The 18,878-nt window shown below is 61.7% G+C and carries 15 protein-coding genes; 10 read left to right on the top strand and 5 right to left on the bottom strand.

The features are described from left to right. Positions 1–60 precede the first annotated feature (60 nt). The 5 genes from AC1RO0_RS08325 (at position 61) to AC1RO0_RS08305 (ending at position 4,961) form a co-directional block, all read left to right on the top strand. A complete protein-coding gene (locus tag AC1RO0_RS08325; RefSeq protein WP_498592434.1) occupies positions 61–1,047 on the top strand; it encodes an ABC transporter substrate-binding protein in 987 nt (328 codons plus the stop codon). A 76-nt stretch (positions 1,048–1,123) separates the two neighbouring features. Beyond that, complete coding sequence (locus AC1RO0_RS08320; RefSeq protein WP_498592433.1) at positions 1,124–1,903, top strand: ABC transporter ATP-binding protein; 780 nt, start codon at positions 1,124–1,126, stop codon at positions 1,901–1,903. Between the two features lie 4 nt (positions 1,904–1,907). After that, positions 1,908–2,831 carry an ABC transporter permease gene (locus AC1RO0_RS08315; protein ID WP_498592432.1) on the top strand — a complete coding sequence of 308 codons (924 nt, stop codon included), beginning with the start codon at positions 1,908–1,910 and terminating at the stop codon, positions 2,829–2,831. A gap of 13 nt (positions 2,832–2,844) precedes the next feature. Next, the gene (gene kynU / locus AC1RO0_RS08310) at positions 2,845–4,092 is read left to right on the top strand and encodes a kynureninase (protein ID WP_498592431.1); all 1,248 of its coding nucleotides are present in this window, start codon (positions 2,845–2,847) and stop codon (positions 4,090–4,092) included. A 38-nt stretch (positions 4,093–4,130) separates the two neighbouring features. Further along, positions 4,131–4,961 (top strand): hormone-sensitive lipase, encoded by an 831-nt coding sequence (locus AC1RO0_RS08305; protein WP_498592430.1) that lies wholly within the window; start codon positions 4,131–4,133, stop codon positions 4,959–4,961. Between the two features lie 13 nt (positions 4,962–4,974). Here AC1RO0_RS08305 and AC1RO0_RS08300 read toward each other — a convergent pair whose 3' ends face one another. Beyond that, the gene (locus AC1RO0_RS08300) at positions 4,975–5,397 is read right to left on the bottom strand and encodes a VOC family protein (protein ID WP_498592429.1); all 423 of its coding nucleotides are present in this window, start codon (positions 5,395–5,397) and stop codon (positions 4,975–4,977) included. A gap of 156 nt (positions 5,398–5,553) precedes the next feature. Here AC1RO0_RS08300 and AC1RO0_RS08295 point away from each other — a divergent pair, with 156 nt between their 5' ends. Beyond that, positions 5,554–5,931 (top strand): hypothetical protein, encoded by a 378-nt coding sequence (locus tag AC1RO0_RS08295; protein WP_498592428.1) that lies wholly within the window; start codon positions 5,554–5,556, stop codon positions 5,929–5,931. On the opposite strand, the gene AC1RO0_RS08290 is transcribed toward AC1RO0_RS08295, so the two are convergent. Then, on the bottom strand, positions 5,920–7,995 hold the full coding sequence (locus tag AC1RO0_RS08290) for a putative bifunctional diguanylate cyclase/phosphodiesterase (protein ID WP_498592427.1): 2,076 nt from the start codon (positions 7,993–7,995) through the stop codon (positions 5,920–5,922). The two genes, AC1RO0_RS08295 and AC1RO0_RS08290, sit on opposite strands and share 12 nt — an antisense overlap. 273 nt (positions 7,996–8,268) lie before the next feature. Between AC1RO0_RS08290 and AC1RO0_RS08285 the strand changes: the two genes are divergently transcribed. Next, positions 8,269–8,757 (top strand): pentapeptide repeat-containing protein, encoded by a 489-nt coding sequence (locus tag AC1RO0_RS08285; protein WP_498592426.1) that lies wholly within the window; start codon positions 8,269–8,271, stop codon positions 8,755–8,757. Positions 8,758–8,771: 14 nt separating this feature from the next. On the opposite strand, the gene uxuA is transcribed toward AC1RO0_RS08285, so the two are convergent. Then, on the bottom strand, positions 8,772–9,974 hold the full coding sequence (uxuA, locus tag AC1RO0_RS08280; protein WP_498592425.1) for a mannonate dehydratase: 1,203 nt from the start codon (positions 9,972–9,974) through the stop codon (positions 8,772–8,774). Between the two features lie 123 nt (positions 9,975–10,097). Between uxuA and AC1RO0_RS08275 the strand changes: the two genes are divergently transcribed. The 3 genes from AC1RO0_RS08275 (at position 10,098) to AC1RO0_RS08265 (ending at position 16,657) form a co-directional block, all read left to right on the top strand. Then, on the top strand, positions 10,098–10,811 hold the full coding sequence (locus AC1RO0_RS08275; RefSeq protein WP_498592424.1) for a FadR/GntR family transcriptional regulator: 714 nt from the start codon (positions 10,098–10,100) through the stop codon (positions 10,809–10,811). A gap of 30 nt (positions 10,812–10,841) precedes the next feature. Continuing rightward, entirely contained in the window at positions 10,842–13,313 is a 2,472-nt protein-coding gene (locus tag AC1RO0_RS08270) for a glycoside hydrolase family 2 protein (protein WP_498592423.1), read from the top strand. Between the two features lie 83 nt (positions 13,314–13,396). Beyond that, positions 13,397–16,657 (top strand): GH36-type glycosyl hydrolase domain-containing protein, encoded by a 3,261-nt coding sequence (locus tag AC1RO0_RS08265; protein WP_498592422.1) that lies wholly within the window; start codon positions 13,397–13,399, stop codon positions 16,655–16,657. A 44-nt stretch (positions 16,658–16,701) separates the two neighbouring features. On the opposite strand, the gene AC1RO0_RS08260 is transcribed toward AC1RO0_RS08265, so the two are convergent. After that, positions 16,702–17,532, bottom strand: a complete 831-nt coding sequence (locus AC1RO0_RS08260; RefSeq protein ID WP_498592421.1) for an aldo/keto reductase — start codon at positions 17,530–17,532, stop codon at positions 16,702–16,704. Positions 17,533–17,558: 26 nt separating this feature from the next. Next, positions 17,559–18,752: an MFS transporter gene (locus tag AC1RO0_RS08255; RefSeq protein ID WP_498592420.1), complete on the bottom strand. Its 1,194-nt coding sequence runs from the start codon at positions 18,750–18,752 to the stop codon at positions 17,559–17,561. Positions 18,753–18,878: the final 126 nt, after the last annotated feature.

The following is an 18,878-nucleotide window of genomic DNA, read 5'->3' as shown; positions in this document are numbered from 1 at the left end:
ATGATCCGCCGCAACAAGGCCGATCAAACACGGCTGCCTACAACATCCGGGAGGGAAATCATGCGCAAATCCACGTCCAAATGGCTGTCCGGGCTCGTTCTCGCGGGCACCTTCATGGCGAGTGTCGCGACCGCGGCGGCCGAGCCGATCAAGGTTGCCATCGCCAATTTCGGCGAACATCCGCAGCTCAATGCATCGATCGCCGGCTTCAAGAAGGCACTGGCCGATAATGGCTTCGTCGAGGGCAAAGACGTCGTCTACACCGAAAGCAACACCAGCTTCGACGCTTCGCTGGTGCCGCAGATGATCGCCAAGCTACAGTCCGACCATCCGAAGCTGATGTACACCGTTACCACGCCGGTTTCGCAGATCGCCAAGAAGGCGCTAGCCGGCTCGGGTATCCCGATCGTCTTCTCGGCCGTGACCGATCCGGTCGCCGCCAAGCTCACGCCTTCTTGGGATGCGGGCGACGAGGGCATCACCGGCGCATCCGACCTGCAGGATATCGCCGCCATCATGACCTTCACCAAGAAGCTGCTGCCCAACGCCAAGCGCTTCGGCCTGCCCTACAATCCGGGCGAGGCCAACGATGTCGCCCTGCTTGAAAAGGTCAAGGAAGCAGCTCCGGCTGCAGGCTTCGAAGTCGTTCCCGTCGGCGTCGACAGCGTCAACGACATCCAGCAGCGCATCGCATCGCTGGCCGGCAAGGCCGACGTGATCTACACGCCCGCCTCCAACCTGCTGCAGCCGGCGATCACCGCCGTTTCCGCAGCTGCTCGCCAGGCACAGATCCCGGTCGTCAATTCGGATGACGCCGCCGTTCGCAGCGGTATCGTACCGGCAAGCTTCGCGGTCAATTACGAGCAGGTCGGCGAAAATGCCGGCAAGATCGCAGCGCAGATCCTGAAGGGCGCGGATCCGAAGACGATCGCCCCGGTGCGCCCGGCCTATGCGGACCATGCACCGCTGATCAACAAGACGGTTCTGAAGGCCTTCGGCGCCGAGGTGCCGGCTGGACTTGCCGATTGCAATTGCTTCGTCAACTGACAAGCGGCATCTTCGACAGACAATTCAGCAGATATGGCGGCGTGGCCAACGCCGCCATTTTTTCAAGGAGGCACGGATGCTGGACATCAAATCCGCGCGCAAGGTTTTCTACAAGGGGCTGCCGGACGAGAAGGTCGCACTCGACGGCCTTACCCTGTCGCTCAAATCAGGCGAATTCGGCGTGGTTATCGGCTCGAACGGCGCCGGCAAGAGCAGCATGCTCAATGCCATTTCCGGCGCGCTCACCCTCGATTCCGGCCAGATCATCATCAATGGCGCCGATGTCACCGGCACGCCGGTGCACAAGCGCGCGGCGCGCCTCGCCCGCGTCTTCCAGGACCCGATGAAGGGCACCGCCGCCAGCATGACCGTCGCCGAAAACATGCTGCTCGCCGAATTGCGCGGTAAGAAGCGCGGCCTGCGCCCTGGGCTCAATGCATCTAGGCTTGCCACCTACAGGGAACGGCTGTCGGTTCTCGCCCTCGGCTTGGAAAACCGGCTGGATACGAAAGTGGAGCTGCTGTCCGGCGGCCAGCGGCAATCGCTGTCGCTGATCATGGCCGTCGGCGGCTCGCCGGACGTCCTGCTACTTGACGAACATACCGCGGCGCTCGATCCGCGCACTGCCGATATCGTCATGCAGGCGACGGTGCGTACCGTCGAGGCGCTGAAGCTGACGACCCTGATGGTGACGCACAACATGCAGCACGCCGTCGATTTCGGCGACAGCATCATCATGCTCGATGCCGGCCGCGTTCATCTCGAAATCACCGGCGAGGGAAAACGTCGGATCACCGTGCCCGAGCTGATCGGTCATTTCGCCGTCAAGACCGACCGCATGCTGCTGGTGAGCTGATATCATGGATTTCATTCAGACAACCGTTTCGAGCTTCATCTCGCTGATCCCGGTGACGCTAGCGCAGAGCTTCATTCTGAGCTTCGTCGTGCTCGGCATCATGATCCCCTTCCGCATGCTGAGCTTTCCGGATCTGACCAGCGAGGGCGCCTTTCCGCTTGGCGGCTGCATCTGCGGCATCTTGCTCGCCGCCGGCGTGACGCCGCCGCTTGCGATCGTCGCCGCCTTCGCCGTCGGACTTGCGGCCGGCTGCTGCACGGCCTTCATCCACTTGCGTTTCCGGATCCATACGCTGCTGGCCGGCATCCTGATGTCGACCATGCTCTACAGCATCAACCTCGGCATCATGGGCAAGTCGAACCTCTCGGTCTTCGGCGCGCCGACCGTGTTCGACTGGGTGCCACTGACGCAACCGGGCTTTCCAGCAAGCAAGATCGTCATTGCCGGCCTGATCGCCCTCATCGTCCTCATTGCTCTCAACCTCTATTTCAAGACCGAGAAGGGCACGGCGATGCGCGCCGTCGGCGCCAATCCTGATATGGCCGAGGCGCAGGGCATCAATGTCTGGGCCGCGACCATTGGCGGCGTCGGTGTCGCCAGCGCCTTCTCCGCCGCCAGCGGCGCGCTGATGGTGCAGTCGCAAGGCTTTGCAGACGTCAACATGGGCATCGGCATCCTCATCAACGGCCTGGCAGCGCTGATGATCGGCGAGGCCTTCACCGGCAAACAGTCCGTGTTGCGACAGCTGCTCGCGCCCTTCGTCGGCTCGATCATCTACTACCAGCTGGTGTCGCTCTGCCTTGCCGCCGGCTTGCCGCCGTCGAACCTGAAGCTCGCCACCGGCTTGTTCGTGCTCATCATGCTGGCGCTGCCGAGCATTCGCCGCAGCCGTGGCGGTGCGCCCTCCCGGGAAACCATTCGCGAATAAAGAGGCCGATACCATGGACAGCCTTCCCGATCTCGCCGCCATCGAGGCTATGGACGAGGCCGATCCGCTGCGGATTTTCCGCAGCCGCTTTGCCCTGCCCCACGGCGTCATCTATCTCGACGGCAACTCTCTCGGCGCCGCCTCGCATGATGTCTTCACCGAACTCAAGCAGGCGATGATGGAAGAATGGGGCAACGGCCTGATCCGGAGCTGGAACAGCGCCGGCTGGTTCCAGCTGCCGCTCGAACTCGGCGACCGTATCGGTCGGCTGATCGGCGCGGCATCCGGCCAGACTGTCGTCGCCGACTCCACGTCGATCAATATCTATAAGGCCTTGCACGCAGCGCTCACCATGCGCCCCGGCCGCAGCGTCATCGTCGCCGAGGGCGACAGTTTTCCGACCGATCTCTACATGGCCGAAGGTGTCACTTCCACGCGGCCGGGCACTACGCTTCGTCTCGAGGGCCGGGATGCCGACGATATCGAGAGCCTGATCGACGACCAAACCGCCGTCGTCCTCGTCAACCACGTCAACTACAAGACCGGCGCGCTGCGCGACATGGCGGCGCTGACGCGCAGGATTCACGAGGCCGGCGCGCTGGTCATCTGGGATCTCTGCCACAGCGCCGGCGCATTGCCGGTCGATCTCGATGGCGCCAACGCCGATTTCGCGGTCGGCTGCACCTATAAATATCTGAACGGAGGCCCCGGCGCGCCAGCCTTCATCTATGCCGCCCGCCGCCATCATGGCTCAATCGTCCAGCCGCTCAGCGGCTGGTGGAGCCATGCCCGGCCTTTCGCCTTTGAGCAGGGCTTTGCCGAGGGCGACGGCATCAAGCGCTTCCTTTGCGGCACGCCTCCGGTCCTGTCGCTGCGAGCGCTGAAGGGTGCGCTTGGCATCTGGGACGAGGTCGATCTGGATATGCTGCGCCGGAAGAGCATCGCGCTCAGCGACCTCTTCATCCGGCTGGTGGAAGAAAAATGCGGCCAATATGGCGTCGTGCTGGACACCACGCGCGACGGCGAGAAGCGTGGCAGCCAGGTCTCCTTCACCCATGACAACGGCTATGAAGTGATGCAGGCGCTGATCGAGCGCGGCGTCATCGGCGATTTCCGAGCGCCTTCGACCCTGCGCTTCGGCTTCACGCCGCTTTACGTCAGCTACCGCGATGTCTGGCAGGCAGCCGGTGTGCTGGAAGATATTCTGAGCAGCGGATCATGGCAGGACGCACGCTTTGCCGTGCGCTCCGTCGTGACCTGATATTCGACAGTTACTGGCAAGAACCGGGAGATCGGGCAATGAGCTATTTCAGGGTCACCGATTGGGACGTTGCCTATACCAACGGCGCCTATGTCGTTGATGGAGACCGCTGGCCGGCGGCCTGGGTGGAACCGGCACAGGCCTTCCGCGACAGTCTGGCTGCCGCCGGACGAGCCAAGCTCGACCTTGCTTACGGACCACGCCCGCGCAATCGCTTCGACCTCTTTTTACCCTCGGCGAGGCCGAAGGGATTGGTCGTCTTCGTCCATGGCGGCTACTGGTTGGCACTCAACAAGAGCTATTCGTCGCACCTCGCAGCAGGCGCAGTCGCTGGCGGCTACGCCGTCGCCATGCCCTCCTACACGCTTTGCCCGGAAATACGCATCACCGCCATCGCAAAGGAGATCGCCGCGGCGATCGGTGCCGCGGCCGAGATGATCGATGGTCCGTTGATACTCACCGGGCATTCGGCCGGCGGCCAGCTCGCCACCCGCATGGTTACCGCCACCTCTCCGCTTGCCGCATCGGTCCAGACCCGCATCCGCCATGTGCTGTCGATATCAGGCCTGCACGATCTGCGCCCGGTCATGAAGCGGACCATGAACCAGCAGCTAGGCATCGATGCCGCGGAAGCCATGGCCGAGAGCCCGGCGCTGCTGGAGCCGATGGACAACCTCCTCCTCACCTGCTGGGTCGGCGGTGCAGAGCGCTCCGAATTCGTCCGCCAGAACGCCCTGCTCGCCAATATCTGGACCGGCCTCGGCGCGGCGACAGCAACCGTCGTCGAACCGGACCGGAACCATTTCACCATATTGGATGGCCTTGCCGATCCAACCCATCCGCTCACGCGGACGCTGCTCTCCGACTGAAGGGAAGGAGGACTTATGGCTTCACAGGTGCGTTGATCGCCCAGATAACGCCGAAGGGATCGCGAAGCTGACCCCAGCGATCGCCCCAGAACATCACCTGCGGGGCCATGATCACCTCTGCTCCGGCCTCGACGGCGCGCGCCCACCAGGGGTCGAGATCGTCGACAAGCAGTTGCAGCGAGAAAGCCTGCGGCTTTTCCACTCCAAAGCCATGTTCGGGATAGAAATCGCCGAGCATCAGCGAGCTGCCATTGACATAGAGATGGATATGCATCGTCCGGCCCTGCTCATCGGCCGGATACATGAAGGCACGCTCTGCGCCGAAGGCGCGCTCATAGAAATCGGCCGCCTTTACGGCGCCATCCACCATCACATAGGTCACCAGGCCGCCCTTGGCCGGGATATTGGGCTGGGATGATTGTTCTGTATCGGTCATGATCGTCTCCTCGGAACAGGTTTGGACATTGCGCCCGTCGACGGGCTGCCCCAAGGACGATGGCTGATCACGTTTCCCGACAGGCGAGGTCAAATATTTTTCATTTGATGATTTCGTGGCAAAACACTTTGCATCCGAATGAAAGGCGAGAAGCATATGGATCGACGGCGAACAGTGTTGCTCTCCCTATGCCTGCTGGTTACGACAGCCCAGAATTGTTCGGCATCCGAAACCGTCTATCGCGGCATAGAGGATGACAGGACGAACGGCGTAAAGCACGGTCTGTTCGAGATCCGGGAAGAGGCGAGACAATTCATCGCCACGGAAAATCTGTCTCGCGGCACCCATTGGATGGCGCTTGACCCAAATCTGAAGATTCAGGTGCCGAGATGCGCCGTTCCGCTGACAGTCAAGTGGGTTCCCAAAGCCTATGGCCTGTCCGCACCGAATGTCACGGTAAGCTGCGGCAGGACGGTCAACGGCAGTTGGGAAAAACACTGGAACGTCTTCGTTCCCGTCACGTCAAAGCGATGAAAGCCGTTTCATCGGATGCTTTTCGCCGAAGATCAGTGCTTCGGCATCCTGTCGCGGCATCGGCCGGCCGAGCAGGAAGCCTTGAACTTCGCTGTAGCCCTCGGCCCGCAATTTCCCCAACTGCTCTTCCGTCTCGATGCCCTCGGCCAATGTCATGGCATTGAAGCCGGAGGCGATGCCGACGACGGCGCGCACGATGGCGAGATTGCCGGGATCGGTCTCGATGCCGGCGACGAAGCTGCGGTCGAGCTTGATCTTGTCGAAGGCGAAGGAGCGCAGATAGCTCAATGATGAATAGCCGGTGCCGAAATCGTCGATGGCGATGCGGATGCCGAGTTCCTTCAGGGCGCGCAGCAAATGCAGGCTCTGCTCAACCTCGGAGAGCAGGACGGATTCGGTGATTTCGATTTCCAGCCGTTCGGGGCGCAGCCCTGTCTCGTCCAGCACCGAGACGACGGTGGCGAGCAGGCTTGCATGCCGGAATTGATAGACGGACAGATTGACGGCGATCTTCAGATGGCTCGGCCATTGCGAGGCGGTGCGGCACGCCTCCCGCAGCACCCATTCGCCGATCGGCACGATCATGCCGGTCTCCTCGGCGACGGGGATGAACTCCATCGGCGCGATCAGCCCACGCTCCGGATGCCGCCAGCGGATCAGCGCCTCGAAGCCGGACAGGCCGTCATTGTCCAGCCGGATGATCGGCTGGTAATAGAGCTCGAATTCGCCGTTCTGCAACGCCTCGCGAAGCTCGACGGTGAGTTGATGACGCCGCTCCGCCTCAAGCCGCATCTCGGTCTGGTAAAAACGATAGGTCGACCGGCCGCTGCCCTTGGCCGCATAAAGCGCCAGATCCGCGTCACGCATCAGGACATCGGCATCGTCCGCATGGTCCGGCGCCATCGCAATGCCGATGCTGCAGGTGACATGTTCGCGAACGCCGTCGAGATCGAAGGGAGCCGCAAGCGACAACAGCAGCAGATCGGCAAAGCGCTGTGCCCGGCCGGCATCGGTCATCCTCAGCACCAGCGCGAATTCGTCGCCGCCAAGACGGGCGACAAGATCGCTTTTCTCGGCAAGCCGCAGAAGCCGCTGCGCGACCTGGCGCAGAAGCGTGTCGCCGGCGGCATGCCCCTTGCTGTCGTTGATGTGCTTGAAATGATCGATGTCGATGTAAAGCAGAGCAATCGGCGTTTCCGGAGTAGCGGTGGCCACCTGCCGGATGATGCTCTCGGAGAAGAAGGCGCGGTTCGGAAGACCGGTCAGAGAATCGTGCATGGCGAGATGCGCAAGTTTTGCCTCGACGCCGCGTTCCTCCGTGACATCCTGGGAAATGCCCAGAAGGTAGCGCGGTGCTTCGCCCTTCGGTGCAGGCAGTGCCCGCTTCGCTGTCCTCAGGATGCGAGAGACGCCATCCATGCCCCGGATTGTTTCTTCGAAATTGATGGTCGAAGCCGTTTCGAAAGCGCGTTCATCCTGCTGACGGAATGCCGCGATCTGCTCCTCGTGGAAAACCGCCGGGTCGTTCTTGCCGACAACATCTTTTGCCGGACGCCCGATGGCGGCCGCGCAGGCCTCGTTGAACAGGATATAGCGACCGTCCTCCGCCATGTCCTTGACGAAAACGCCGACGGGCAGATTATCGACGATACTATCGAGCAGCGAGCGCGTATCGGTGACCTGGCGCCGTGCGGCGTTGACCTCCGTGCGATCCTGGACGATCGCCAAAATCGCCGCCTTGCCGTCGAAATGGATCTCCCGGCCGTAGGTCAGCACCTCGAATGTCTCGCCGTCGGCTTTCAGATGCGTCCAGCGCTCCGCTCTCTCCACATCCGTTCGGCGCCGAATGGCATCAAGCATGCGCTCGCGCTCTTTCTGCGGGCGGATGTCGAGAACGGTCATGCCGACATAGTCCTCATGGCGATAGCCATAGAGATCGCGCGCGGCGTCGTTGACGATCAGGAATTTCAGCGTCTCGGGATCATAGACCCACATCGGCGAGGGATGCGTCTCAAATAGCGACCGAAAGTCATCGTTCGGAGTGTCGGGCCAAACGGAATTCATGTGCGGGTCGACCTAGCCAATTTGCGTTGAAATGATACGGAACACGATAGTCATAATGAAAAAAGTTAAACAAAATCAAAATGCTAAACCAGCTTAAACTTTAAGCAAAAGCTCAACAAATACGCAACCATGCGCTTTGTTTTCAGCGAGTTGCCGATAAAACAGAATATCGCCTTGAATGACCGGGGCGATATTGATTTTGGCTGCCGATCAGCGGGCTCAAATATGCCGAACCTTGCTAAATCCTGATATCAACGTCATTTTCCGGTGATCATGAAGAAAATCTCCCAACAGGATCTCGAAGCCAATCTCGCCGCTCAGGCACGGGCGGACGGTATCGACCTGAGCAATGCCGATCTCTCGGACATTGCGTGGCATGGCCTCGATCTGAGCGGCAAGACCATCGCCATGTCGGTTTTGCGGGGCGCGCATTTTTCCCCAACAGAAACACTGCATGGCTGCACCTGGATCGGCAACAGGATTGAGAACTGTACGTTCGAGTCGGTATTGGCCTCGAAGTCCGAGATTCTGGATTGCGAATTCAAAGGGTGCACGATGCACGCGATGCGGCTCTTCAGGGCCGACCTGTCCCGGACGATTTTCTCTTCCTGCCGCTTTGTCGATGTCGATTTTTCGGAAGCCGTCACGATCCGGTTGCGGTTCGAAAATTGCAGTTTCGTTGGCACCCGATTGACCAAGGACTTTCTATTCACCGGTCTCGGCAACTTCGAATTTTCCGCTGAAGGCACATTGGCCGTATAAGCTTCGCCCGATTTCTAAAATCGCCGCCAATGTCGCGAGAACTCATCCGTCTTGCCGATGGCATGGATGACACCATGCAGCTCCGCCAATCCCTTCAGACGTCCGATCAGGGAATAGCCGGGATTGGTCGGCTTATCGACATCATCCCCGATCAGGTGACCATGGTCGGGGCGCATGGGGATCAGATGATCCGGCCGACCCTCGGCCCGACGCCTGGCCTCTTCCGCCAGAAGCGTGCGCAGGATGGCGTACATGTCGCTGCGGCCCTCCAGATGGGATGCCTCGACAAACGAGCCATCCGGCTCGATCGCCACATCGCGCAAATGGGCAAAATTGATGCGCGGCGCGAATTCCCGGGCAATGGCGAGCACATCGTTGTCGGTGCGCGAACCGAGTGAGCCGACGCAGAGCGTCAGGCCGTTGGCTGGGTGATCGACACTGGCGAAGATGCGGCGCAGATCCTCAGCCGTCGAAACCACGCGCGGCAGGCCGAACAGTGAAATCGGCGGGTCGTCGGGATGGATGGCAAGCCTTGCGCCAACCTCCGCCGCGACCGGCACGACCTCGCGCAGGAAACTGTCAAGGTTCGCCCGAAGATCGTTGGCCGTCACTCCGTCGAAGGCGGCAATCTCATCGCGAATGGCCTCCCGGCCATAGCTGTCCTCGCCGCCGGGAAGTCCGGCGATGATATTGCTTTCGAGCCGCTGAACCGCTTCCTCGGAAAGCCCCTTCAGGCGCGTCTCGGCACGCTGCACAAGCGCCGGCGCGTAGTTCGCTTCAGCACCTTTCCGGCGCAGAATGAAGACGTCGTATGCGACGAACTCCACCATGTCGAACCGAAGTGCCAGCGCCGTCGTCGGCATCTTGAAACGCAGGTCCGTGCGCGTCCAGTCGACCACCGGCATGAAATTGTAGCAGACCGTGCTGATACCGGACCGGGCGAGATTGACCAGCGTATCCTTCCAGACGCCGATCGCCTTCGCAGCACCAGCACCGCCGAGTTTGATGGCGCTCGGGATCGGGATCGATTCACAGACGCTCCAGCGCATGCCGGCGGCCTCAACCAGGGCCTTGCGCGCCTCGATCTCCTCCAGCGTCCAGATACGGGAATAGGAGATTTCGTGAAGTGCGGTCACGACGCCCGTCGCTCCACCCTGACGGGCGTAAATGAGTGGAACGAGATCCCTAGGCCCGAACCAACGCCAGCAACTCTCCATGTGATATCTCCTAATTTGTTGGTCAACATAATGCCAGATACGCGATTGTCCATTCCAATAGCCCCGCTATCACGCTTGACATCTCTTATTGACCAACAATATCTTTCTGGAGACGGAGGATGCATGGCGACGAAAACCGCAGAGGTCGAGGACAAGGGGTCTGCGGTAGACCAGGTGGTCGACGCGATCCGGCGGCTGATGCGCGAGCGCAATCTCGGCCTCGGCGATGCCCTGCCCTCGGAAATCGAGCTGGCGGCAATGTTCAACACCAGCCGCAACACCGTACGCGAAGCGATCCGCATGCTGAAGGCATACGGCATCGTCGAAAGCAGGCAGAAGGTCGGGGCCGTCATAACGGACCGGCGTCAGCAGGCACTGATGGAGCTCTTCTCCTTCGCGCTCGATATTTCCACTGAGAACTTTCTCGATATCCAGGGTTTTCGCCGGCTGATCGAGGTCAATCTCTCCGATCTGCTGTTCGAACATATCGACGATGCCGGCATTGCCCGGCTGGAGGCGATCAACGATGCCATGACGCTGGCGCCAGACCTTTCGGACGCCGCCGAATTCGACTTCAAATTCCACGCCGCGCTGGTGGGCCTTGCCGGCAATCAGACGGTGTCACAAGTCTATGGCATTCTGCAGCCATTGTTGCAGCGGCTGATGGAGGCGGGAAAACGCTCCCGCGCCGCTGTCGACAGTGCCTATGACGACCATCGCGACATCATCGCCGCGCTAAAGCAGCGCGACCGCATTGCCTACGCCTATCACATGAACCGTCATCTTCACGCCGGATTGCAGTTCATCCAGCCATCCAAAGAGCCGCGGCAGATCTGACACAATCCATCCTATGACGGACCGACAAGCATGAAGACACTGGCACTCGATACCGGCTGGACCCTCTCCCGCCTTCGCGCACCCTCCACCGCCCCCTCCCTGCCCGCAACGATCCCGGCCACCGTGCCCGGCAATGTGCATGTCGATCTCCTGTCCGCCCGGCTGATCACCGACCCCTATCTCGATGTCAACGAGATCTCCCAGGACTGGATCGGCCGCTCGGCCTGGCGCTACCGGCTCGCCTTCGACTGGGATAGCGACGACGCGGATCGGGTCGACCTTTCCTGCCTTGGCCTCGATACGGCCGCGCGCCTGGAGCTGAACGGCACCCTGCTCGGCGAAACGCGCAACATGCACCGCAGCTACCGTTTCGACATTCGCGAGCATCTTAAGGATGGCCGCAACGAGCTGATCGTCGATTTCGAGTCCGCCTATGCCCATGGCGAGGCCGTGCGCGCAGCACTTGGCACGGCCGCCGACATCCCGGCCAACTATCCCGGCCCGAGCCACCTCATCCGCAAGGTGGCCTGCAATTTCGGCTGGGACTGGGGTCCGACCGTCGTTACCGCCGGCATATGGAAACCGATCGCCATCGAGAGCTGGTCGAAGGCGCGTCTCGGCACCATTCGCCCGGAAATTACCCTGCAGGGCAGCGACGGCGTCGCCCGCGTGCGTGTCGAGATCGAATGGGCCGCCGAGGGCATGGATAGCGCCGCACTCGTGATGTCGGTCGGCGGCAAGCGATCAGAGGTACGCATTGCGCAGGGCGAAACCCACACGCTGGTGGAATGCCGGGTCGATAATCCGCAAGTCTGGTGGCCGCATGGGCTCGGCGACCAGCCGCTCTACGATCTCGACCTACAGCTTCTGGGGTCCGATGGCGCGGTGCTGGATCGCTGGCAGCGGCGCGTCGGCTTCCGCTCCGTGCGGCTCGACACGACGCCGGATGAGATCGGCTCCGCCTTTACCCTCGTCGTCAATGACGTCCCGGTCTTTGCCCGTGGCGCCAACTGGATCCCGGACGATTGCTTCCTGCCACGCGTGACGCGAGAGCGCTATCGCGAACGGATCGCCCAGGCGCGCGACGCCAATATGAACATCCTGCGCGTCTGGGGCGGCGGTATCTACGAGACCGATACCTTCTACGAGGAATGCGATGCCGCGGGCATCATGGTCTGGCAGGATTTCCTCTTCGCCTGCGCCGCCTATCCAGAGGAAGAGCCGGTCTATAGCGAAATCGCGGCGGAGGCGCGCGAAGCGATTACCCGACTGATGCCCTATGCATCGCTCGTGCTCTGGAACGGCAACAACGAAAATATCTGGGGCTATTTCGATTGGGGCTGGCAGGATGTGCTCGCCAATCGCCCCTGGGGTGCCGGCTACTATCTCGACCTCCTGCCCAAACTCGTCGCCGAGATCGACCCGACGCGGCCCTATTGGCCGGGCAGCCCCTATTCCGGCTCGATGGATATCGCGCCGAATGCCGACGAACATGGCTGCAAGCACATTTGGGATGTCTGGAACGAGGTCGGCTATGAGACCTACCGCAACTACATCCCGCGCTTCTGCTCCGAATTCGGCTGGCAGGCGCCGCCGACCTACGGGACGCTTGCCTCATCCGTGCGAGAGAAAGATCGGGCGCCCGCCTCGCCCGGCGTTCTCCATCACCAGAAGGCGACCACCGGCAACGACAAGCTGCTGAAGGGATTGGAGGGCTGGTTCCCCGCGCCGGAAAATTTCGATGACTGGCTCTTCGTCACGCAGCTCAACCAGGCGCGCGCCATCAGCTTCGGTGTCGATCACATGCGCTCGCATCGCCCCACCTGCATGGGCGCGATTGTCTGGCAGCTCAACGATTGCTGGCCAGTAACCTCCTGGGCGGCGATCGATGGCGGCGGGCGGAAGAAGCCGCTCTGGTACGCGCTGCGCAACAGCTATGCCCCGCATCTCCTCACCATCCAGCCGCGCGGCGACGGCCTTGCCGCCATCGCCGTCAACGATGCCACCCTGTTCTGGCGCGTGCCGTTCACCGTCGAGCGCTTCGATTTTAACGGCAAGCTTCTCGCCCACCATTCCGTCTGGCGCATCCTCTGCGACCGCTTCGAAAATGCCGAGATATCGATCCCCAGGGACGTGGCAACGCCCGGCGATCCGCAGCGCGAATTCCTGCGTGCCCGGCTTGGCGATTCAGAGGCCTGGTGGTTCTTCGAAAAGGATATGAAGCTGCAATATCCGCAGCCGCGCTTCGAGATCGAGACCACGCAAACCACCGATGGCGTCGCCGTCACGGTCACGGCGCAAACCTTCCTGCGCGACCTCTGCCTGTTTGCCGACCGGATCAGCCCGAATGCCGAAATCGATGATATGCTGGTCAACCTGATGCCGGGCGAGAGCAGGACATTCCGCATCAAGGGCCTGTCGAAAGAGGCGTGGGATGATGCCGATCTTTCCTCTGTCGTGCGAACGGCCAATCAGGTCGCGAGCACGCTTCACCATCGTTGAGACGGCAAATTGCCGCCTATGATCGGGCGGCGCCTTGTGATCTAGTGCGCCGACCCGACCCATGAATCAGCGAGACACCGACTATGCCTTCGGAATCCAATCGCAGCTTTCAGACGCCTCGGCGCGAAGAACTCGGTCTTTCCACGCTTACCAATGGCGCTGGCCTGTCTGCATCGGCTCTGCCGAACGGCACGCTGTTTGCCATCGATTTTGCCGACCAGCAGGGCGGCGTCATGATCAACCAGGTGCTGGGATCGCCTGTCTATGGCGGCATCGGGCGGCTCTATCTGCGCATTGGCGGCTCAAAGCCTGAAGTTACCGAAATCGTCGGCCCGAAAGCCGCGGTGCGCTTCGGCCATGACGAAACGAGTTTCTGCTGGAGCGGCGAGACCGCAGGTATCCGGCATACAGTGCGGCTACAGCTCCATCCCGGCGACACCGCTTGGTTCTGGCGGGTTTCGCTTGAGAATACGACGAGCAAGACGGTTCCGGCCGATCTCGTGCTGATTCAGGATGTCGGCATCGGTGACCGTGGCTTCCTGATGAATAGCGAGGCCTATGCCTCGCAATATATCGACCATCACATTGCCGCTCACCCCGCCTTCGGGCCTGTTGTGATGAACCGGCAGAATCTCAAGCAGGGCGGCGGGCGCAATCCGTGGCTGGCGCAGGGCTGCCTTGATGGCGCGGCCGCCTATGCCACGGATGCGATCCAGCTGATGGTGCCGGCTCCAAGCGGCGATGCACCCATGGTGCCGGGTTTCGGCGAAAACCTGGCGAGCACGCGCCGGCAGCATGAGGTCGCCTGCCCGACGATCCAATCGAAGCCGCTGACGCTCGCGCCAAAGGCCGTCGCGACCACGACCTTTTTCGGCCTGTTCGCTGCCGATCACCCCTTGGCCTCCAGCGACAGCGACCTCGCGCGTCTCGATGCCTTGCCGCAGGCGCTCGGCCAGTTGACGACGACGGATATTGCCTCGGAGACACCGGTTCGCAGCCTGGTGCAGGACGCACCGCTGTTCGTGACCGAGCAACTGGATGACGCGACCATCGACCGGCTTTATCCCAAGCGAATTCTGGAAGAGCGTATCGACGACAAGATCTATTCCTTCTTCGTGCCGGAGGGATCGCTGAACCGTCATATCGTGCTGCGCGAGAAGGAACGCCTCGTGGCACGTCGTCACGGCGCCATCGTCCGCAGCGGCCAGAACATGTTGCTCGACGATCAGACTTTGGGTGCAACCTGCTGGATGCAGGGCATCTTCGCGGCGCAACTCACCATCGGCAATACCTCCTTTCACAAGCTGTTCTCGATCTCCCGCGACCCGTACAATCTGACACGGGCAAGCGGGTTGCGCATCCTCGTCGATCTCGACGAAGGCTGGCGCCTGCTCGGCGTGCCCGCCGCTTTCGACATGGGTCTCAGCGATATCAGGTGGATCTACAAGCTCGCCGGCCGCACCATCACCGTGACGGCAGCCGCCTCCGGTGACGACCCCGCCATGCAATGGAACGTCACGGTCGAGGGCAAGGCCTGCCGCTTCCTGGTGTTCGGCCATATCGTGCTCGGCGAGCGCGACTATGAAGCCGTCGCAGATATCGAGATCAACGATGCGGCCAAGCAGATATCCTTCCGCCCACAATCCTCCTGGCTTTGGGATCGCTACCCGCAAGCCGCCTATCATCTCGTCACCTCGACGCCGGATGTTTTCGAGGCGATCGGTGGCGACGAGCTTCTCTATGGCGACGGCATCTCCCGCAACGGTCCCTTCATCGCGCTGAAGTCGCGCCCGACCCAATGCTTCAGCTTCGCCGTCACCGGATCGATGACCGAAACGGCGGCAGGCGAAGCCCTTGCCGCACGTTACAAGGCGGGCGTCAGCGCTGAGGACATGCTCGCGCCGGCGCAGCACTTCTGGAGCCATGTGACGCGCGGCTTGCGCATCGAGGGCAGCGGACCGGATATCACCGAGCAGGCGGTCATGCTGCCCTGGCTGGCGCATGACGCCATCATCCATCTCAGCGTGCCGCACGGCCTCGAACAATATACCGGGGCGGCCTGGGGAACCCGCGACGTTTGCCAGGGGCCGGTGGAATTCCTGCTTGCCTATGAGCACGATGCCGAGGTGAAGCAAGTCCTGAGCACCGTCTTTTCCGAGCAATATCGCGACCGGGGCGACTGGCCGCAATGGTTCATGCTGGAGCCCTATGCCAATATCCGTGCCGGCGAGAGCCATGGCGATATCGTCGTCTGGCCGCTGAAGGCGCTCTGCGACTATATCGAGGCAACCGGTGATATCACCTTCCTCACTGACACCGTTCCCTGGCGAGCCGATGACACCATGCAGCGGACGGAAGAAACGGCGACGATTTCCGACCATGTCGAAAAGCTGCTCGAGACCGTCCGCAGCCGCTTCGTCCCCGGCACCAGCCTGATCCGCTATGGCGAAGGCGACTGGAACGACAGCCTGCAGCCCGCCGATCCGCATCTGCGCGACTGGATGGTCAGTAGCTGGACCGTTTCGCTGCTCTACGAACAGCTGATGCGCTATGCCACGATCCTGACGCTAGCAAGCCGGGACGAAGAGGCACAGTCGCTGAAGGACACCGCCGCCGCCATGCGCAGCGATTTCAATCGCCTGCTGATGCGCGACGGCATCGTCGCCGGCTACGGCGTCTTTGATCCGAGCCATGACGGCGTCGAGCTGCTGCTGCACCCAGCCGACACCCGCACCGGCCTACATTTTTCGCTGATCGCGATGACGCAACCGATGCTGGGCGGCCTGTTCACGCCGGAGCAGCGGCAAGACCATAGGAAGCTGATCAGCGCGAACCTGCTCTTCCCGGATGGCGTCAGATTGATGGAAAAGCCGGCAACCTACGCCGGCGGGCCGGAGACACTGTTCCGCCGCGCCGAATCCTCGTCCTTCTTCGGGCGCGAGATCGGGCTGATGTATGTGCATGCCCATCTGCGGTACTGCGAGGCACTGGCCTTGGATAGCGATGCCGAAGGTGTCTGGAGCGCGCTGGCGCTCGCCAATCCGATCTCGGTCAGCGGTAGGCTAGACCATGCGTCGCTGCGCCAGCGCAACACCTATTTCAGCAGCAGCGATGCCGCTTTCGATGATCGCTATCATGCGTCGTCCGATTGGGATTGCGTCAAGGCCGGCGATATCGCCGTCGATGGCGGCTGGCGCATCTATTCGAGCGGCCCCGGCCTCTACACCAAGAGCCTGATCAACAACGTCTTCGGTTTCAAGCGGCATTTCGGCCAGCGTGTCCACAAGCCGCTATTGCCGGCATCGGTTACCGTTTCCAAGGTCGAACTGGATTTCAAGGCGTAATCAAAAAGGGGCCGCATGTAGCGGCCCCTCTCCAGATTTTGTAATTAAGCAGCCGCGTCCCAGATCGGCGCGAGGCCATCGGGGCTGACGATCCGCCCCTTGGGCTCGGCAAGCGCATGGATCGCTGCCATCTCCTCCGCGGTCAGCTCGAAATCGAAGATTGCTGCATTTTCCTGGGCGCGAGCCTCGGAAACGGTCTTCGACAGTACGATCAACCCTTGTTGCACGATCCAGCGCAGGACGATCTGCGCAATGGACTTGCCATGCCGGCCGGCGATCGCCCTCAGCACCGGATTGCTCAGCACCTTGCCATCCGCCATGGCGTAATAGGCAGTGGCGGACATGCCGAGGCTCTTGGCGGTGTCGATCACCGGTGACTGGTCGAGATAGGGGTGATACTCGACCTGATTGGTGACGAGCGGCAGTTCGCTGAGCTTTGCCGCCTCCGTCATCAGCGCCCGGTTGAAGTTCGAGACGCCGATGTGGCGGACCTTTCCAGCCTTTGCAACCTCGTTCAAGGCGCCGATCTGCTCGGCAAGCGGCACGGCGTCGTTCGGCCAATGGAGGAGGAGCAGATCGACATAATCGGTCTTGAGCTTCTTCAGGCTTTCATCGACCGAAGCGACGAAGGCCGCATGCTTATAGTTTTCGACCCAGACCTTTGTGGTCAGGAAGAGATCGGCGCGAGCAATGCCGGAGCGCAGGATGCCGTCCCCAACCTCGGCCTCATTACCGTAAATCTGGGCGGTGTCGATATGCCGATAACCGTTGTTCAGCACATACGACACCATGCGTTCAGTATCGGGACCTGGCACGCGGAAGGTGCCAAAGCCGAGAGCGGGGATCGATGCGCCATTGGCATTGACGAGGTTCATGGGATTTCCTTTCGATTGCAGAATGATCAGGCGGCGCGAGAAACGGTTTGCGCCACAGGGGCCGAGCGGCGGTCGAGCGCGCCACTCCAGAGGGTGAGGACAAGGGCAGCGACGACCAGGATCGCGCCGACCCAGGGCGTGGCACCGAGGCCAAGCGAGGATTCTACCACCAGCCCGCCGATCCAGGCACCGGCGGCAATGCCGAGGTTGAACGCGGCGATGTTGAGTGCCGAGGCGACATCGACGGCTGCCGGGCGTACCTCGCGGGCAAGCTGGACGACATAGAGCTGCAGGCCCGGCACATTGGCGAAGGACAGGAAGCCGAGGGCGGCCAGCGTCGGAATCGCGAGCCAGGGCGAAACGGCCGTGAAGCTGAAGAGCACGAGCACGATCGCCTGGGCGAGGAAGAGCCATGTCAGCGCCTTGACCGGATTGCCATTGGCAAGCCGTCCACCGACGACATTACCGATGGCGATGGCGATACCGTAGAGCACCAGGATCAGGCTGACGGCGGAGGCGGCAAAGCCGGTCACGTCCTGCAGGATCGAGGCGAGGAAGGTGAAGGCGACGAAGGTGCCGCCGTAGCCAAGTGCCGTCATGGCGAAGACGATCAGCAACCGCGCGCTTCCAAGCACGCGAAGCTGTTCGCCGATACCGGCCGCCGGCGCCTTCTTCAGGTTCGACGGCAGCAACAGGGCGATGCCGGCAAAGGCGATGACGCCCAGGACCGCGACGGCGGCAAAAGTTGCGCGCCAGCCGAAGGTCTGGCCGATGAGCGTGCCGAGCGGCACACCGGTGACGATCGCGACCGTCAGGCCCATGAACATCATGGCGATCGCAGACGCACGGCGATTTTCCGGCACGAGATCGGCCGCAATGGTCGAGCCGACGGAGAAGAAGACACCATGGGCGAAAGCCGAAAGCACCCGGGCGACGAGCAGGAACTCATAGCCGGGGCTCAACGCCGCCATACCGTTGCCGACAATGAAAAGCGCCATCAGCCCGAGCAAGAGCGGCTTGCGCTCGATGCGGCCGGTGAGCGCCGTCAGGATCGGCGCGCCGAAGGTGACGCCGAGCGCGTAGACGCTGACGATGAGGCCGGCAAGCGGCAGGGTGATGTGAAGATCATTCGCGACGGTCGGCAGCAGGCCGACGATGACGAATTCGGTGGTGCCGATCGCATAGGCCGCGATCGTCAGGGCAAAGAGAGCGAGTGGCATGAGATGACCCGATCGAAAAGGCATCCGGAATCATCCGGCTGCACTGGTTCTTGTTCGGACAGAATATGGGCTCAAGACATTCTTTCGATAATCACCTATATAAACTCAACACTTGTGAATTGAATT

The organism is Rhizobium sp. GW821-FHT14E12 (assembly GCF_058803745.1).
This window is presented reverse-complemented; position numbering and strand designations above follow the sequence as displayed.

Coding starts and splice junctions, on each gene's coding strand:
- AC1RO0_RS08325 (WP_498592434.1), top strand. CDS start 61: ATGCGCAAATCCACGTCCAAATGGCTGTCCGGGCTCGTTCTCGCGGGC.
- AC1RO0_RS08320 (WP_498592433.1), top strand. CDS start 1,124: ATGCTGGACATCAAATCCGCGCGCAAGGTTTTCTACAAGGGGCTGCCG.
- AC1RO0_RS08315 (WP_498592432.1), top strand. CDS start 1,908: ATGGATTTCATTCAGACAACCGTTTCGAGCTTCATCTCGCTGATCCCG.
- kynU (WP_498592431.1), top strand. CDS start 2,845: ATGGACAGCCTTCCCGATCTCGCCGCCATCGAGGCTATGGACGAGGCC.
- AC1RO0_RS08305 (WP_498592430.1), top strand. CDS start 4,131: ATGAGCTATTTCAGGGTCACCGATTGGGACGTTGCCTATACCAACGGC.
- AC1RO0_RS08300 (WP_498592429.1), bottom strand. CDS start 5,397: ATGACCGATACAGAACAATCATCCCAGCCCAATATCCCGGCCAAGGGC.
- AC1RO0_RS08295 (WP_498592428.1), top strand. CDS start 5,554: ATGGATCGACGGCGAACAGTGTTGCTCTCCCTATGCCTGCTGGTTACG.
- AC1RO0_RS08290 (WP_498592427.1), bottom strand. CDS start 7,995: ATGAATTCCGTTTGGCCCGACACTCCGAACGATGACTTTCGGTCGCTA.
- AC1RO0_RS08285 (WP_498592426.1), top strand. CDS start 8,269: ATGAAGAAAATCTCCCAACAGGATCTCGAAGCCAATCTCGCCGCTCAG.
- uxuA (WP_498592425.1), bottom strand. CDS start 9,974: ATGGAGAGTTGCTGGCGTTGGTTCGGGCCTAGGGATCTCGTTCCACTC.
- AC1RO0_RS08275 (WP_498592424.1), top strand. CDS start 10,098: ATGGCGACGAAAACCGCAGAGGTCGAGGACAAGGGGTCTGCGGTAGAC.
- AC1RO0_RS08270 (WP_498592423.1), top strand. CDS start 10,842: ATGAAGACACTGGCACTCGATACCGGCTGGACCCTCTCCCGCCTTCGC.
- AC1RO0_RS08265 (WP_498592422.1), top strand. CDS start 13,397: ATGCCTTCGGAATCCAATCGCAGCTTTCAGACGCCTCGGCGCGAAGAA.
- AC1RO0_RS08260 (WP_498592421.1), bottom strand. CDS start 17,532: ATGAACCTCGTCAATGCCAATGGCGCATCGATCCCCGCTCTCGGCTTT.
- AC1RO0_RS08255 (WP_498592420.1), bottom strand. CDS start 18,752: ATGCCACTCGCTCTCTTTGCCCTGACGATCGCGGCCTATGCGATCGGC.